The following is a 16,186-nucleotide window of genomic DNA, read 5'->3' on the forward strand; positions in this document are numbered from 1 at the left end:
GCCGTGCGCGGCGCGAGCGCGCGAGGCTTCCGGCCGGGGGGCGGCGGGGCAGGAGAATGCACACGGCGGCGGATGCCGGTCGCGGCCGGGCACGGGGCGGAATCGGGGCAGGGGCTGTACGCCGTGGCTGTACGCCGGGCCGGAGCCCCGGATGCCGGTCGCGGCCGGGCACCGGGCGGAATCGGCGCCGGGGCCGTACGCCGTGACTGTGCGCCGGGCCGGAGCCCCGGATGCCGGTCGCGGCCGGGCACCGGGCGGAATCGGCGCCGGGGCCGTACGCCGTGGCTGTACGCCGGACCGGAGCCGGGAGCCGTCGGCCGCCTCGGCCGCCTCGGCGGCGTCGCCGAGCGGCCGGACGCCGGGCTACTCGCTCAGTGTCTCGTTCACCAGTCGCGCCCACTGGGCCACCACCCGTTCCCGGCGGGCGCGGTCGTCCGTCAGGAGGGTCGCGAGGCCCAGGCCGCGGGCCATGTCCAGGAGGCCTTGGACGGTCTCGCGGACGCCCGGGCGGGACTCGTCGGCGCCCAGGACCTCGACGGCGATGCGGTGGGACTCGCGCCCGACGCGGGCCTCCAGCTCGGTGACCCGCTCGCGGAGCTGCTCCTCGCCGGAGGCCGCGACCCACAGGTGGAGCGCGGCCCGGAAGAGGGGCCCGGTGTAGAGGCCGACGAGGGCGGCGACGGCCTGCTCGCGGTCGTCCGTGCGGACCGCCCGGAGGGCCTGCGAGCGCTCCTCCGCGACGTACTCGACGGCGGCGGTGAACAGGTCCTCGCGGGTGGGGAAGTGGTGCTGGGCGGCGCCCCGGGAGACCCCGGCCCGCTCGGCGACGACCGAGACCGTGGAGCCCGCCCAGCCGTGCTCGGCCAGGCAGGACACGGCGGCCTCCAGGAGCCGCTGCCGGGTGGCGCGGCTCCGGTCCTGCTTGGGGTTCCGGTCGGGCTTGGGCGCGGTCAGAGCCGCCATGCGGGGTCCCGTCGTTCGAGGAAGGCCGTCATCCCCTCGCGCGCCTCGGGGGAGGCGAAGAGCGTGGCCGACCTCTGCACCAGGTCCTCCGCGTCGCGTTCGAAGGTCTCCAGGACTTTAGCGGTGACCAGCCGTTTCGACTCGCGCAGGCCCTGCGGGGAGGCGGCGCGGAGGGCGTCGAGGACGGCGGGCAGCTCCTCGTCCCCGGCCGTCACGAGGCCCATGGCGACGGCCTCGGGGACGCCGAACCGCTCGCCCGTCAGGTAGTACCGGGCCGCCGCGCGCGGTTCCAGCCGGGGCAGCAGCGTGAGGGAGACGACGGCGGGCGCGACCCCGATCCGTACCTCGGTGAGGGCGAAGTCGGCGCCCTCCCCCGCGACCACCACGTCGGCGGCGCCGAGCAGGCCGAGACCGCCGGCGCGGGTGCGGCTGCCGGGGCCGACGTGGGCGACGACCGGTTTCGGCAGCTCGACGATCTGCCGGAGCAGGTCGACGAAGGCGTACGGGCTGGGCGGGGCCTTCAGATCGGCACCCGCGCTGAACGTGGAGCCGGTGTGGCCGAGGACGACCGCGCGGACCGAGGCGTCCTTGCCGCAGGCGGTGAGCGCGTCGGCGAGCTCGGTGACGAGCGGCGCGGAGAGCGCGTTCCGGGTGGCCGGGGAGTTCAGGGCGAGGGTGGCGATGCCCCGCTCCTCGGTGACGTCGACCAGGCTCATGCGCGCTCCCTCAGTTCCCTTCGGAGGATCTTCCCGGAAGCTGCCCGGGGGACGGTGTCGATGAACTCCACGCTGCGGACCTTCTTGTACGGCGAGACGCGCGCGGCGACGTGCGCGACGACCTCCTCGGCGGTGAGGCCGGGCGCGGTGGGCCGCCGGACGACGAAGGCCTTGGGGATCTCGGTGCCGTCGGCGTCGGTCACGCCGATGACGGCGGCGTCCGCGATCCCCTCGTGGGTGAGGAGGAGGGCCTCCAGCTCGGCGGGGGCGACCTGGAAGCCCTTGTACTTGATGAGTTCCTTGACGCGGTCGACGACGAAGAGCCAGCCGTCCTCGTCGACGCGGCCGACGTCGCCGGTGTGCACCCAGCCGTCGGCGTCGATCATGGCGGCGGTGGCGTCGGGGCGCCCGAGGTAGCCCTTCATGACCTGCGGCCCCCGGATGGCGATCTCGCCCTCCTCGCCGGGGGCGGCGTCCCGCGCGGGGTCGTCGAGGGACAGGATCCGCATCTCGGTGGAGGGCAGCAGCCGGCCGACGGTGCCGGGCGGCGGCGCGGGGGCGTCGAGCGGGACGACGTGGGTGCCCGGGGACAGTTCCGTCATGCCGTACGCCTGGCTGACCGGCGGGAGCCCGAGCCGCGCCGAACAGGCCGCGGCGAGCGCGGCGTCGAGGGGCGCGGCGGCGCTGACGATGTACTCCAGGGAGGACAGGTCGTAGTCGGCGACGAGCGGATGCTTGGCGAGGGCGAGGACGATCGGCGGGGCCACGTACAGGCCGTTGATCCGGTGCTTCTGGATGGCGCCGAGGAAGGCGTCGAGCTCGAAGCGGGGCAGGACGACGACGGTGGCGCCGGACCGGAGGGGGGCGTTCATCAGGGCCGTGAGCCCGTAGATGTGGAAGAACGGGAGGACCGCGAGGATCCGGTCACCGGGACCCATCGGCACGACGGGCTCCAGCTGCGCGAGGTTGGTGGCGATGGAGGCGTGGGTGAGCATGACGCCCTTGGGGATCCCGGTGGTGCCGGAGGAGTACGGGAGGGCGGCCACGTCCCGGTCGGGGTCGACGTCGATCTCCGGCACGGGGTCGGTGCAGCCGAGGAAGTCCTGGAGCGACCGGACGCCCTCGCCGTCCCCGGCCCGGTCGCAGACGAAGATCTCCTCGATCCCGCCGGCGAGTTCGGCCGCCGCGCGGGCGGCGGCGAGCAGCGGCGACACGGTCACGATCCACCGCGCGGACGAGTCCCGCAGCTGCCGGGCGAACTCCTCGGGCGTCGCGAGGGGATGGACGGTGGTCACGGCCGCGCCGGCGCGGGTGGCGGCGTAGAACGCGACCGGGAACAGCACGGTGTTGGGGCTGTGCAGGGCGAGCACGTCGCCCTTCCGCACCCCGGCCCCGGCGAGCCCGGCGGCGACGCGCCGGTGGAAGGCGTCGACCTGTCCGTGGGTGAGGGCGAGGTCCCCGGCGCCGTCGATCAGGGCGGGCGCGTCACCCCACTCGGCGGCCCGCCCGAGGACGGCGTCGTGGATGGGGAGGGAGACGGCGGGAACGGGCTCGTACGGGCTGTGGAACACCATGCGTTGCCCCCTGGGGAGGTGGAAGGTGGTCGCCAGGATCACTGCGGAGGGCGGTACTCGGGGAGACCTCGTCGGGCCCGGACTCCACCTGACCTCCGGGCGGGGCGGGCTAGGCCGCCCCGGTCCCGTCAGTACGACTTGGGCAGGCCCAGGGTCTGGTGGGAGACGTAGTTCAGGATCATCTCCCGGCTGACCGGCGCGATCCGGGCCACCCGGGCCGCCGTGACCAGCCGCGCGAGGCCGAACTCCTTCGTGAGGCCGTTGCCGCCCAGGGTGTGGACCGAGGTGTCGACGGCCTTCACGCAGGCCTCCGCCGCCGCGTACTTCGCCATGTTCGCGGCCTCGCCCGCACCCATGTCGTCGCCCGCGTCGTAGAGGTGCGCGGCCTTCGCCATCATCAGCCGGGCCAGTTCGAGCTCGATGTGGGCCTGGGCGAGGGGGTGCGCGATGGCCTGGTGGGCGCCGATCGGGGCCTTCCAGACCTGGCGCTCCTTCGCATACCGCACCGCCTGCGCGAGCGCGTACCGGCCCATGCCGATCGCGAAGGCAGCCGTCATGATCCGCTCGGGGTTCAGCCCCGCGAACAGTTGCAGCAGACCCGCGTCCTCGTCGCCCACCAGCGCCTCGAAGGGCAGGTGCACGTCGTCGAGGGTCAGCTCGAACTGCTTCTCGTTCGCGTCGAGTTCCATCTCGATGTGCCGCCGCCCGAAGCCCGGCGTGTCGCGCGGAACGACGAAGAGGCACGGCTTGAGGCTGCCCGTGCGGGCGTCCGAGGTGCGGCCCACGATCAGCGTCGCGTCGGCGATGTCCACGCCCGAGACGAACACCTTCCGGCCGTTCAGGACCCAGCCCTCCTCGGTGCGGGTCGCGGTCGTGGTGATGCGGTGCGAGTTGGAGCCCGCGTCCGGCTCCGTGATCCCGAACGCCATCGTCCTCGACCCGTCCGCGAGACCCGGCAGCCAGGCCCGCTTCTGCTCCTCCGTGCCGAAGCGGGCGATGACCGTGCCGCAGATCGCGGGCGACACGACCATCATGAGCAGCGGAGCCCCGGCCGCGCCCGCCTCCTCCAGGACGACCGACAGCTCGGCCATGCCGCCGCCCCCGCCGCCGTACTCCTCCGGGAGGTTCACACCCAGATAGCCGAGCTTGCCGGCCTCCGCCCACAGCGCGGCCCGGTCGAAGCCGGGGCCGTGCCGGTGCCCCAGCGCGGAGACGGCGGCGCGGAGCGCGGTGAGCTCTTCGGTCTCGATGAGGGTGCTCATGCGGGGACTTCCTCCTGTGCTTCGGTCTGTACGACGGCGAGCAGGGCTCCGACCTCGACCTGGCGGCCGGGGACGGCGTGGAGCGCGGTGAGCGTGCCGGAGGCGGGGGCGATGACGCGGTGCTCCATCTTCATGGCCTCCAGCCAGAGCAGCGGCTGTCCGGCGGTGACCCGGTCGCCGACGGCGAGGCCGTCCGCGACCCGGACGACGGTGCCGGGCATCGGGGCGAGCAGGGAGCCGGGCTCCTGGAGATCGGCGGGGTCGGTGAAGCGGGGCCGGACGGTGAGACGGTGGGCCCCGGCGTGGACCGTGTCCTCGTACGCGGTGACCTCGAAGTGCCGCACCACGCCCGCGAGTTCCAGGCTCACGCGGTCCGGCGCCGCCGCCACCACCCGCACGCCCTGCGGGGACGTGACCTCGTACCCGCCGTCCCTGGCCGGCCGGTAGCGGACCTCGTGGCCGCCGTACGTCCTCGTCTCGTCCCGCGAGCGCACATTGCGCCAGCCGCCGCCGAACCGGCCCGTGGCGGCGGACGCCCCGGCCAGGGCGGCGGCCACCGCCGCGTACTCCCCGCCCGGCGCGGGCGCGGTCAGCGCGGCCAGGTTCCGGTCATAGAAGCCCGTGTCGAGAGCGTCCGGCCCGGCGAACTCGGGGTGCCTCAGCGAGGCGACCAGCAGGCCCCGGTTGGTGGCCGGACCGTGCACGACGGCCCGCTCCAGGGTGTGGGCCAGCTTGCGGAGCGCCTCCTCGCGGGTCCCGGCGTGGACGATCACCTTCGCGAGCATCGGGTCGTAGTGGACGCCGATCGCGTCCCCGGAGGCGTACCCGGTGTCCACGCGCACCCCGGCGGGCGTCTCGAAGCGGTGCAGGACGCCCGTCTGCGGGGCCCAGTCCCGCGCCGGGTCCTCGGCGTAGAGCCGGGCCTCGACCGCGTGGCCCCGGCGCGCCGGGGGCTCGGGCGACAGGGCGCGGCCCTCGGCGACGGCCAGTTGGAGGGCGACGAGGTCGACGCCGTACACCTCCTCGGTGACCGGATGCTCGACCTGGAGGCGGGTGTTCATCTCCAGGAAGTGGACCCGGGGGGCGGAGCCGGGACCTTCGGGGCCGTCGGCGACGAGGAACTCGACCGTGCCCGCGCCGACGTAGCCGACGGACTTCGCGGCCCGGACGGCCGTGTCGAGGAGGCTCGCCTCCAGCGCGGCCGGGAGGCCGGGCGCCGGGGCCTCCTCGATCACCTTCTGGTGGCGGCGCTGGAGGGAGCAGTCCCGGGTGCCGAGCGCCCAGACCGTGCCGTGCGCGTCGCACAGGAGCTGCACCTCGACGTGCCGGCCGTTCTCCACGTACGGCTCGACGAACACCTCGCCGTCGCCGAACGCGCTCGCCGCCTCCGCCGACGCCGCCCGCAACTCCCCTTCCAGTGCTTCCAGTTCGCGTACGATCCGCATGCCTCGGCCGCCGCCGCCCGCCGCCGCCTTCACCAGGACGGGCAGATCGGCCGCGGTGACGTCCGCCGCGCGCAGCGGCGGAAGGCCGAGGAGCTCCTTCGCGCGGGTCTTCGACGCCATCGCCTCGATCGCCTCGGGCGGCGGGCCGATCCAGACCAGGCCCGCGTCGGTCACGGCGCGCGCGAAGTCGGCGTTCTCGGAGAGGAAGCCGTAGCCGGGGTGGACGGCGTCGGCGCCCGCCGCGAGGGCCGCCGCCACCACCAGGTCGCCGCGCAGATACGTCTCCGAGGGCGCCGCCCCCGGCAGCCGTACCGCCGCGTCGGCCTCCCGGACGTGCAGCGCGTCCGCGTCCGCGTCGGAGTACACGGCGACGGTGGAGATGCCCAGCTCGCGGCAGGTGCGGAAGACCCGGCAGGCGATCTCGCCCCGGTTCGCGACCAGTACGGTCAGAATCATCAGTGCCTCACATTCGGAAGACGCCGAAGCCGCCGCGCGCGCCCTCGACCGGTGCCGTGTGGATCGCGGAGAGGCACAGCCCGAGGACCGTGCGGGTGTCGCGGGGGTCGATGACGCCGTCGTCGTAGAGCCGCCCCGACAGGAACATGGGCAGCGACTCGGACTCGATCTGCGCCTCCACCAGGGCGCGCAGCCCGGCGTCGGCCTCGTCGTCGTACGGCTGCCCCTTCGCGGCGGCGCTCGCGCGGGCCACGATCGACAGGACGCCGGCGAGCTGCTGCGGCCCCATGACGGCGGACTTGGCGCTCGGCCAGGCGAAGAGGAACCGCGGGTCGTAGGCCCGGCCGCACATGCCGTAGTGCCCGGCGCCGTAGGAGGCGCCCATGAGGACGGAGAGGTGGGGGACCTTCGAGTTCGCCACCGCGTTGATCATCATGGCGCCGTGCTTGATGATGCCGCCCTGCTCGTACTCCCTGCCGACCATGTAGCCGGTGGTGTTGTGGAGGAACAGCAGCGGGACGTCCCGCTGGTTGGCGAGCTGGATGAACTGGGCGGCCTTCTGCGACTCGGCGGAGAAGAGGACGCCCTGCGCGTTGGCGAGGATGCCGACCGGATAGCCGTGCAGCCGGGCCCAGCCCGTGGTCAGCGAGGTCCCGTACAGCGGCTTGAACTCGTCGAAGTCCGAGCCGTCGACGATCCGGGCGATCACCTCGCGCGGGTCGAACGGGGTCTTCAGGTCGCCGGGAACGATCCCGAGCAGCTCCTCCGGGTCGTACTTCGGCGGCGCGGCGGGCCCCGGGTCGGCGTGGTGCTTGCGGTGGTTGAGACGGGCGACGATCCGGCGGGCCTGGCGGATCGCGTCGGCCTCGTCGACGGCGTAGTGGTCGGCGAGCCCCGAGGTCCGCGCGTGCATCTCGGCGCCGCCGAGGGACTCGTCGTCGCTCTCCTCCCCCGTCGCCATCTTCACCAGCGGCGGGCCGCCGAGGAAGACCTTCGAACGCTCCCTGATCATCACGGCGTGGTCGGACATGCCGGGGACGTACGCGCCGCCCGCCGTCGAGTTCCCGAACACCACGGCGACGGTGGGGATCCCGGCGGCGGACAGCCGGGTGAGGTCGCGGAAGAGCGCGCCGCCCGGGATGAAGATCTCCTTCTGCGAGGGCAGGTCGGCGCCGCCGGACTCGACGAGCGAGATGACGGGCAGCCGGTTGGCGAACGCGATCTCGTTGGCCCGCAGCGCCTTCTTCAGCGTCCACGGGTTGGAGGCGCCGCCGCGCACCGTCGGGTCGTTGGCGGTGATCAGGCACTCCACGCCCTCCACGACCCCGATGCCGGTGACGAGCGAGGCGCCCACGGTGTAGTCGCTGCCCCAGGCCGCGAGCGGTGACAGCTCCAGGAACGGGCTGTCGGGGTCCACGAGCAGCTCGACGCGCTCGCGGGCGAGGAGCTTGCCGCGCCGGTGGTGGCGGTCGGTGTACTTCTCGCCGCCGCCGGCGAGGGCCTTGGCGTGCTCGGCGTCGAGCGCGGCAAGCTTCTCCAGCATGGCCGCGCGGTGGGAGGCGTGGTCGGACCCGCCGGTGTCGAGGGCGGAGGCGAGGACGGTCACGGGAGTTCCTCCGGGGCGGGGGTGGGCGGGGTGGGGGTGGACGGGATGGAGGCGGGCCCGGGAGCGGATGAGGCGGGGTCGGGGACGGCGTCCGGTGGGGCCGGGGTCGGGTCGGTGTCGGGCGGGGCGTTGACGGACCGGATGTCCGGCGGGGCCGGGGTGGGGTCGGTGTCCGGCAGCAGGGACGTCGGGACGTCCAAGTGGCGGGAGCGGAGCCATTCGCCGAGGGCCTTGGCCTGCGGGTCGAAGCGGGCCTGCGAGGCGACGCCCTCCCCGAGGATCCCGGCGATCGTGAAGTTCACCGCGCGCAGCCGCGGGAGCAGGTGCCGGGTGACGGTCAGACCGGCGGCCTCGGGCAGGAGCTCCACGATCCGCTCCACCGTGAGCGCGTGCGCCAGCCAGCGCCACTCCTCCTCCGTGCGCACCCACACGCCGACGTTGGCGTCACCGCCCTTGTCCCCGCTGCGCGCCCCGGCGATCCGGCCGAGCGGTACCCGCCGGGTCGGCCCTGCGGGCAGCGGCGGCGGAAGCTCCGGGTCCGGTACGGGTTCCAGGGCGCGGGTCCGCACGGGCGGGGCGAGCTCCCGGCGGGTCCCGTCGGGGAGGACCGCCGTGTGCGGGACCTCGCCGGCCGGTGCGTACGCCGTCTCGAAGACGCCGTACGGGGCGCCCTTGCCGGGCGGCGCGGTGACGTGGAAGCCGGGGTAGCTCGCCAGCGCCAGCTCGATCGCCGCGCCCGTGACGGCGCGGCCGACCCGCTCCGGGTCCCGGTCGCGGACGACCAGGCGCAGCAGGGCGCTCGCGGTCTCCTCGGTGGGGGCGTCGGGGCGGTCGGTGCGGGCGAGGTCCCAGCGGACCGTGTCGGGCGGGTTCTTCGCCAGGGCCTCGTGGACCTGCTCCCGGACCAGCGCCGCCTTGGCCTCGACGTCGAGGCCGGTGAGGACGAAGACGACCTCGTTGCGGAAGCCGCCGAGCCTGCTGAGGCCGACCTTGAGGGTCGGGGGCGGGGCCTCTCCCCGTACGCCGTCGATCCGGACCCGGTCGGGGCCCTCCTGGGTGAGGCGGACGGTGTCGAGCCGGGCGGTCACGTCGGGCCCGGCGTAGCGGGCGCCCGCGGTCTCGTAGAGCAGCTGTGCGGTGACCGTGCCGGTGTCGACGACGCCGCCGGTGCCGGGGTGCTTGGTGACGACCGCGCTGCCGTCGGCGTGCAGCTCGGCGACGGGGAAGCCGGGGCGGCGCACGTCATGGCCCCGGAAGAAGGCGTAGTTCCCGCCGGTGGCCTGGGTGCCGCACTCCAGGACGTGCCCGGCGACGACCGCGCCCGCCAGCTCGTCGTACGCCTCCGGGCCCCAGCCGAAGTGCCACTGCGCGGGCCCGGTGACGAGGGCCGCGTCGGTGACCCGGCCGGTGACGACGACCTCGGCGCCGGCGGCGAGGCAGGCCGCGATGCCGGCGCCGCCGAGGTAGGCGTTGGCGGCGAGGGCGCCGTCCCGGGCGGGCAGCCGGTCGCCCTCCACGTGGGCGATCCGGGTCGGCAGGCCGAGCTTCGCGGCGAGGGCGCGCAGGGCGTCGGCGAGACCGGCGGGGTTCAGGCCGCCCGCGTTCGTGACGATCCGGACCCCGCGCTCGTGGGCGAGGCCGAGGCCCTCCTCCATCTGCCGCAGGAAGGTCTTGGCGTATCCGGCGGCCGGGTCCTTGAGCTGGTCGCGGCCGAGGATGAGCATGGTCAGCTCGGCGAGGTAGTCCCCGGTGAGGACGTCGAGCTCGCCGCCGGTGAGCATCTCGCGGACGGCGTCGAACCGGTCGCCGTAGAAGCCGGAGGCGTTGCCGATGCGGAGGGTCACCGGTCCCCCTCGGGGGCGCGGCCCGCGCCCGCCGGGCCCGCGAAGGCCTGGGCGATGCCGAGCCAGCGCTCGGCGTCCGCGCCCTCGGCGACCAGGGCCGTGTCGTCCCGGTGGACGCGCTGGGTGACGAGGAGGCAGAAGTCGAGGGCGGGCCCGGTGACCCGCTGGGCGGCGTCCTCGGGGCCGTACGTCCACAAGGTGCCGTCGGGGGCGTCGAGTTCGACCCGGAAGGGCTCGGCGGGCGCCGGGACGCCCCGGACGAGGAACGCGTAGTCGCGGGCGCGGTGGCCGATCCAGGCGACGTGCCGGAGCCGGGCCGTGGGCGGCCGGACGGCGTGCAGCGCGTCGGCGACGTCCTGGCCGTGCGCCCAGGTCTCCATCAGCCGGGCGGTGGCCATGGCCTGGGCGCTCATCGGCGGCCCGTACCAGGGGAACCTGACGCCGGGCGGGACCGCGCGCAGGGCCTCCTGAAGCAGCTCCCGGCCGGTGCGCCAGCGGGCGAGGAGCTCGGCGGGCGGCAGCTTCGCGCCCTCCTCGGCGCCCTCGTCGACGAAGCGGTCGGGCGCGGCGAGTGCCTTCTCCGTCTCGGCGGCGAAGGCCTGCGCGTCGGTGGCGGCGAGGAGGGCGGCCCGGTCGGTCCAGGCGAGGTGGGCGATCTGGTGGGCGAGGGTCCAGCCGGGCGCGGGGGTCGCCGTGCCCCACTGCTCCTCGCTCAACTCTGCTACGAGACGGTCGAGTTCTGCACTCTCGTCACGCAGGTCGTCGAGGACGACGACGGGGTCGGACACGGTGCGCTCCCCTCGGGGGACGGGCGGTCACGGGCCTTCGCGGAGGAGCATGCCAGCGCCCCCAGAAACAATCAAGCGTGCTTGCTTTACTTTCTCGCGCCTGCGAGGCGCGTGCGCGGGTCCCTGCGGGCGCGTTGCGGGCCCGCCCACGCCGACCCGTTGGGGCTCGCGCCCCGCCGTTGCGGGCGCCTGCCCGGGCGTTGGCCCGCCCCGGGCAGGCGCTGGCCGGGCCCGGAGCTGGCGCCCCGCCACTGTGGCCCGCGCCCATGCCGGACCCCGTTGTGGGCAGGCGTTCCGCAAGGGGCGGAACGGGTGGGCACAACGGACGGCGCCCTTGCCGGCGCCAGAGGCCCCCGCGCCCCGACCCGCACCACCGGTGACGGCACCCGGGCGGTGCGGGTCCAGGCACAGGACGCGGAGGCGCCGCGAAAGGGCGCCGTCCCGTGTGCCCACCCGTCCCGCCCAGCGGGACGATTGCCCACACGGGCGTGGCGACGGGCCCGCAGCGGGCGGCATAGGCACGCGGGGGCGAAGGCCCATCACGGGCGGCGCGGGCACTGCGGGCGCGGGGCGCAGCCCCGTCGGGCGCACGGGCGCGGGGCGCAGCGTCGGGCGCACGGGCGCGGGCCCAGGCGGGGGCGAAGCGCGAGAGGCGGGCCGCCGCACGGAAGCGCGTAGCGGGCGGGCGCCTGAGGCCCGGGCCCCGACCGTCGCACGCCCCCGGCCGCAGACGGCCACGCGGGGCACCGGCTCGGCGGGGCAACATCGACGCGGGCGCGGGCGCCGGTCAGCCCCGCTTCTTCCTCCGGATCAGGGACCCCAGGGCCGTCACCACGACCACGAGGGCCAGGGACCGGATCGGGAGGATCGCGTCGGGGGCGTCGTCGATCACATCGATGCCGTTCCCGACGGCCGTGACCCAGGCGATCGTCCCCACGAGCACCATCGGCCCCACGCGCCGCTCCCCGCTGACGAGCATCCCGATCCACAGGACCAGGGGCATGACCAGGAACGTGTTGATCAGCGCCGTCGTGAACGCCTGGTCCGCCGAGTAGCCCGGCCCCGCTCCCAGCGACGAGGCCGCCTGACCGGCGAACGACAGATAGAGCGTGTCGGACAGGATCAGGTGCGCGGCGGCGACTCCGAGCGTGGAGACGATGACGGCCTTGAGGAGCCGGGGGCCGAGGGGCGTGGGTGCGGACGGTGCCATGCGCCCTGACTATACGCACGGTGTATACGTTGAGTGTATAGACCCCCCTCGGCCACCCCTCCACCAACCCGCGCGCCGGAGCCCCGACGCCCACCGACCCGACCCCTGCGCCCCGCCGACCCACCGGCCACCGGCCACCGGCCTACCGATCTACCGATCTACCGACCTACCTCACGAGCGTCTCGAAACCGGCCCGGTCGCAGGAGGACACGACGCGCCCCTCGGCCACCAGGTCCGCTTCCGTGACGGCGGAGGCGGTGTCGCCGAGGACGTGGACGCTGTCCTGGTCCCGCCGTGTCCGGTCGAGCACGCTGGCGGCGGACATCACGGCCTGGGCGAGCGCTTCGGCCCCGCCGGGCGCCTCCCGGAGGGTGTCCACGGAGTTCCTCGCCTCCTGCCAGGCCCCCAGCCGGGCGCAGTACTCCCGCCACTGCGCCCTCGTCCCGTCGGGCTCGGACGACGAGCAGCCGCCCAGCAGGACGGCCGCGCACACCAGGCCCAGCGCACGGTTCCCCCCGCGCACCCCTAGGCGCGGGCGCGCCGGGGGCGCGCCACCAGTTCGCCGCCGCAGTTGGGGCAGACGTCCTCCATGGCGTCGGCGCAGGGCACGCAGAAGGTGCACTCGTACGTGCAGATCCGCGCGGGCCCGTCCACGGCCAGGGCCGCCGTCCCGCAGCGCTCGCACCGGTCTCGCATCTCCAGGGCCATGGTCGGCTCCCCCTCCTCGTACGGCTGAGAACCCCTCCATGATCCGCACCGCCCCACGCCGCCCTCAACAGCCCCGCGGTCAACGATCGAACGGATCGGGTCAGTGCCTGACCAGGCAGAACGGATGGCCCTCGGGATCCGCGTACACCCGCCAGCTCCGCGCGCCCGCCCCGTCGTCGAGCAGCCGCGCCCCCTGCGCGAGGACCTGCTCCTGCGCCGCGTCCAGGTCCGCGACGCCGAAGTCCAGGTGGAACTGCTGGGGGCGCTCCGGGTCCGGCCAGACCGGCGGGCGGTGGCCGGCGACGCGCTGGAAGCACAGGACGAGCCCGCCGGGGGCGTGCAGCGTGGACCAGCCCTCATCCAGGGACCAGCGCGCGTCCGGCCGGTCGACGTCCCCGCCGAGCACCGCCCGGTAGAACCCGGCGAGCTCGCGGGGCGCGGAACAGTCCAGGACGACGCACTGCAGTTCGGCGATCATGCGCGGATCATAGGCACCCGGCCGGACGACCCCCGAGCCCGCCGTCGGACTCCCGTCGGCGCCCAGCGGGGCGGACCGGACTGCGACCACACGTCCTACGGGACCTCCGCCCGCGCCCGGCGGGACTGGGTGCGGACCGCGCCCATGCTCGCGCCGATGACCAGGGCGATCGCGAGGGCGTCCGTCGCGGACAGGGCCTGGCTGAGGACGAGGAAGCCGGCCGCCGCCGCGATGGCCGGTTCCAGGCTCATCAGGATCGCGAAGGTCGGCGCGGGCAGGCGGCGCAGGGCGAGGAGTTCCAGCGTGTACGGCAGGACCGAGGACATCAGCGCGACCGCGAGGCCGAGGCCGATCGTCGACGGCACGAGGAGCTTGTCGCCCGCCTCCGCGATGCCGAGCGGCAGACTGAGGACGGCACCGAAGGCCATCGCCAGCGCGAGCCCGTCCGCCTGCGGGAAGCGGCGGCCCGTCCGCGCGCTGAAGACGATGTACGTCGCCCACATCGCGCCCGCCGCCAGCGCGAAGGCCGCGCCGAGCGGGTCCAGGCGGTCGAAGCCGCCGCCCCCGAGCAGCACGACGCCGCCGAGGGCGAGCCCGGCCCAGAGGAGGTTCATCAGCCGGCGCGAGGCGACCACCGAGAGGATCAGCGGGCCGAGGACCTCAAGGGTCACGGCCGCACCCAGCGGAATCCGGTCGGCGGCCTGGTAGAAGAGGATGTTCATGCCCGCCATGGCTGCACCGAACGCGACGATCGTCCCCCAGTCCGCCCGGCCGTACCCCCGGACCTTCGGCCGGCAGACGATCAGCAGGACGGCGGCGGCGAGCACCAGACGCAGGGTGACCACCCCGAGCGCGCCCGCCCGGGGCATCAGGAGCACGGCGACGGCCGAGCCGAACTGCACGGACAGCCCGCCGGTGACGACGAGCGCGACGGGCCCGAGGCGAGGGCCGGGCGCGCCCGGGGCCGCCCCCGGCCCCACCGCGGCTGCCGCGGGCGCGACGGCCGGGGCCATCTCCTTGACCGGACTGTCCACCGACGGCTCCTTCACCCACATAAGTTCATTCAATTAGACCCATGGTCCAGAATAATGCACCCCCGTCCCGGGCGCAGCCGGATTTCCCCTCCACGCTACGAGCCCTCGCGCGGCACCGGAAATGCCGATTGTGCTGCGGTTATGCTCCGGACGCATGAGCATCGAGCTGCGTCACCTCCGCTGCTTCCTCGCCATCGCCGAGGAGGCCAGCCTCACCAGGGCGGCCGCCCGGCTCCACCTCACCCAGCCCGCCGTGTCCCGCACGCTCGCCGCCCTGGAACAGCACCTCGGCGCCCGGCTCGTCGACCGCTCCACCCACCACCTCGCGCTCACCGCCGAGGGCCGCGCCTTCCAGGACCGGGCCGCCGCCGCCCTCGCCGCCTTCGACGCCGCCGTCGACCCGGCCAGGCTGCGCCACCGCCCGCTGCGCCTCGGGCACGCCTGGTCGGCCTTCGGCCCGTACACCACCCCCCTGCTCCGGCGCTGGCAGCGCGCCCACCCCGAGACGCCGCTCGAACTCCTCCGCGTCGACGACCGCACGGCGGGCCTCGCCCGCGGCGAGGTCGACGCCGCCCTGCTCCGGGGCACGGTGGACGCGCCCGGCCTGGTGACGGAGGAACTCGCCACCGAGCACCGGGTGGCCGCCCTGCCCGCCGACCACCCGCTCGCGGACCGCGCACGGCTGGCGCTCGGCGAGCTCGCGGCCGAGACGGTCGTCCTCAACACGGTCTCCGGCACGACCACCCTCGCGCTCTGGCCTCCGGACGCCCGCCCGGCGGGCACGCTCACGGTCGCCAACACGGACGACTGGCTGACGGCGATCGCCGCCGGGCGCGGCATCGGCGTCTCGTCGGCCTCGACGGCCGCGCTCCACCCGCACCCGGGCGTCACCTACCGGCCCCTCCCGGACGCGCCCCCGCTCCCCCTGGTCCTGGCCTGGCGCGACGCCTTCCCGCACCCGGCGACGGGGGAACTGGTCACGATGGCGCGGGAGATCGTGCGGGAGGCGGAGTAGGGCGTGCGTGTGTGTCGGGGGGGGCTGGGGCCAAGGCGAGGGCGGCAGGGGCGCGTCCGGGATCGTGGGTGTCGGGTGCGGCCGCCCTCTCTCCGAGAGTCGCACCTTCCGGCGACGGGTCAAGGGCGCTCCTTCGTCGCGTCGGCTGCGCCGATTCCGCTGCGCTCCACCCTTGACCCGTCACCTCCAGGCGCGAAAGACCTCTCGGAGGGCGGCCCGGGGAGCGGGTCCACGCGGGGGCCCGGGCAGTGTCCGGGGTTTGGGTCGCGGGTGTCGGATCGGTGGGTGGGGGCTGGGTTTGTGGCGGGGGTGGGTGGGACGCGTTCCCTGCGCTGCCGGTGCGCGATCGTTGAATGGGGCGTCGGGGGTGGGCTTGGCGGGTTGCGGGTCGGGGTCCGGGCTGGGCTTCAGGCCCCGCTGGTCATTCCGGGTGGGGGGAGGGGGCGGGGGTGGGGGTGAGGTGTGAGGGAAGCCGTCCGACGAGGAGTAGGGGCGATGCGCGGTGACAACTCCCGCGTACTCCCGGTAACGCTCCTCGCTCAGGGTCCCAGGGGGTCAGATCTCCGAGTTACCCGGGGAAACCACGTCGCACATCCACTGCCACTCCCATTCGCGGTGGCAACTCCCACCTACTCCCGGTAACGCCCGTCTTCGGGGCCTGGATGGGGTGATTCCTTCGAGTTACCCGGAGAAACCCCCCGTCCTCACCCGTCCCCACTCCCCCCACCCGTCCCCGCTCCTCCCCACCCACCGGGAATGACCAGCGGGGCCTGAAGCCCGGCCGCGAGACGGTCGCAACCCGCCAAGCCAACCCCCACCGCCCCATTCCACGACCGCGCACCGACAGCGCGGGGACGGTGTCCCACCCACCCCGACCGCGAACCCAGCCCCCACCCACCGGGCCGCAACCCGCCACACAAACCCCCGACACTGCCCGAAGCCCCGCGTGGACCCGCCCCCCGGACCGCCCTCCGAGAGGTCTTTCGCGCCTGGAGCCGCCGGGTCAAGGGTGGGCGCAGCCCATCGCGCAGCGACGCCGTAGGCGCCCTTGACGCGGCGGCGGAAGGTGCGACTCTCGGAGAGAGGG

Annotated in this window: 14 protein-coding genes; 1 reads left to right on the top strand and 13 read right to left on the bottom strand. The window is 75.0% G+C overall.

Going from position 1 to position 16,186, the window contains the following annotated elements:
- Positions 1 to 363: 363 nt before the first annotated feature.
- From ACFYXU_RS05470 to ACFYXU_RS05530, 13 genes are all read right to left on the bottom strand, one after another.
- Positions 364 to 963: a TetR/AcrR family transcriptional regulator gene (locus tag ACFYXU_RS05470; RefSeq protein ID WP_329851265.1), complete on the bottom strand. Its 600-nt coding sequence runs from the start codon at positions 961 to 963 to the stop codon at positions 364 to 366.
- Positions 951 to 1,679, bottom strand: a complete 729-nt coding sequence (locus ACFYXU_RS05475) for an enoyl-CoA hydratase family protein (protein WP_389456554.1) — start codon at positions 1,677 to 1,679, stop codon at positions 951 to 953. The genes ACFYXU_RS05470 and ACFYXU_RS05475 overlap by 13 nt, the downstream gene beginning before the upstream one ends.
- The gene (locus ACFYXU_RS05480) at positions 1,676 to 3,253 is read right to left on the bottom strand and encodes an AMP-binding protein (protein ID WP_389456556.1); all 1,578 of its coding nucleotides are present in this window, start codon (positions 3,251 to 3,253) and stop codon (positions 1,676 to 1,678) included. Before ACFYXU_RS05480 ends, ACFYXU_RS05475 begins: the two co-directional genes overlap by 4 nt.
- A gap of 128 nt (positions 3,254 to 3,381) precedes the next feature.
- A complete protein-coding gene (locus ACFYXU_RS05485) occupies positions 3,382 to 4,515 on the bottom strand; it encodes an acyl-CoA dehydrogenase family protein (protein ID WP_361393024.1) in 1,134 nt (377 codons plus the stop codon).
- A complete protein-coding gene (locus tag ACFYXU_RS05490; protein ID WP_389456559.1) occupies positions 4,512 to 6,416 on the bottom strand; it encodes an acetyl/propionyl/methylcrotonyl-CoA carboxylase subunit alpha in 1,905 nt (634 codons plus the stop codon). The genes ACFYXU_RS05485 and ACFYXU_RS05490 overlap by 4 nt, the downstream gene beginning before the upstream one ends.
- A 7-nt stretch (positions 6,417 to 6,423) precedes the next feature.
- The gene (locus ACFYXU_RS05495) at positions 6,424 to 8,022 is read right to left on the bottom strand and encodes an acyl-CoA carboxylase subunit beta (RefSeq protein ID WP_376638920.1); all 1,599 of its coding nucleotides are present in this window, start codon (positions 8,020 to 8,022) and stop codon (positions 6,424 to 6,426) included.
- Complete coding sequence (locus ACFYXU_RS05500; protein WP_389456561.1) at positions 8,019 to 9,866, bottom strand: acyclic terpene utilization AtuA family protein; 1,848 nt, start codon at positions 9,864 to 9,866, stop codon at positions 8,019 to 8,021. The genes ACFYXU_RS05495 and ACFYXU_RS05500 overlap by 4 nt, the downstream gene beginning before the upstream one ends.
- Complete coding sequence (locus ACFYXU_RS05505) at positions 9,863 to 10,654, bottom strand: TIGR03084 family metal-binding protein (protein ID WP_376507379.1); 792 nt, start codon at positions 10,652 to 10,654, stop codon at positions 9,863 to 9,865. The genes ACFYXU_RS05500 and ACFYXU_RS05505 overlap by 4 nt, the downstream gene beginning before the upstream one ends.
- Before the next feature lie 787 nt (positions 10,655 to 11,441).
- Positions 11,442 to 11,864: a hypothetical protein gene (locus tag ACFYXU_RS05510; protein WP_389456563.1), complete on the bottom strand. Its 423-nt coding sequence runs from the start codon at positions 11,862 to 11,864 to the stop codon at positions 11,442 to 11,444.
- 166 nt (positions 11,865 to 12,030) lie between these two features.
- The gene (locus tag ACFYXU_RS05515) at positions 12,031 to 12,357 is read right to left on the bottom strand and encodes a hypothetical protein (protein WP_389456565.1); all 327 of its coding nucleotides are present in this window, start codon (positions 12,355 to 12,357) and stop codon (positions 12,031 to 12,033) included.
- A gap of 32 nt (positions 12,358 to 12,389) precedes the next feature.
- A complete protein-coding gene (locus ACFYXU_RS05520; RefSeq protein WP_329851276.1) occupies positions 12,390 to 12,572 on the bottom strand; it encodes a DUF1272 domain-containing protein in 183 nt (60 codons plus the stop codon).
- Positions 12,573 to 12,672: 100 nt separating this feature from the next.
- Positions 12,673 to 13,050 carry a VOC family protein gene (locus ACFYXU_RS05525; RefSeq protein WP_376507376.1) on the bottom strand — a complete coding sequence of 126 codons (378 nt, stop codon included), beginning with the start codon at positions 13,048 to 13,050 and terminating at the stop codon, positions 12,673 to 12,675.
- Between the two features lie 95 nt (positions 13,051 to 13,145).
- Positions 13,146 to 14,063 carry a DMT family transporter gene (locus ACFYXU_RS05530; RefSeq protein WP_389407650.1) on the bottom strand — a complete coding sequence of 306 codons (918 nt, stop codon included), beginning with the start codon at positions 14,061 to 14,063 and terminating at the stop codon, positions 13,146 to 13,148.
- A 175-nt stretch (positions 14,064 to 14,238) separates the two neighbouring features.
- On the opposite strand from ACFYXU_RS05530, the gene ACFYXU_RS05535 reads away from it, so the two are divergent.
- On the top strand, positions 14,239 to 15,099 hold the full coding sequence (locus tag ACFYXU_RS05535) for a LysR substrate-binding domain-containing protein (protein ID WP_376507374.1): 861 nt from the start codon (positions 14,239 to 14,241) through the stop codon (positions 15,097 to 15,099).
- Positions 15,100 to 16,186 lie beyond the last annotated feature (1,087 nt).

Source organism: Streptomyces sp. NPDC002232 (assembly GCF_042890295.1).
In the GTDB taxonomy this organism is placed as follows: domain Bacteria; phylum Actinomycetota; class Actinomycetes; order Streptomycetales; family Streptomycetaceae; genus Streptomyces.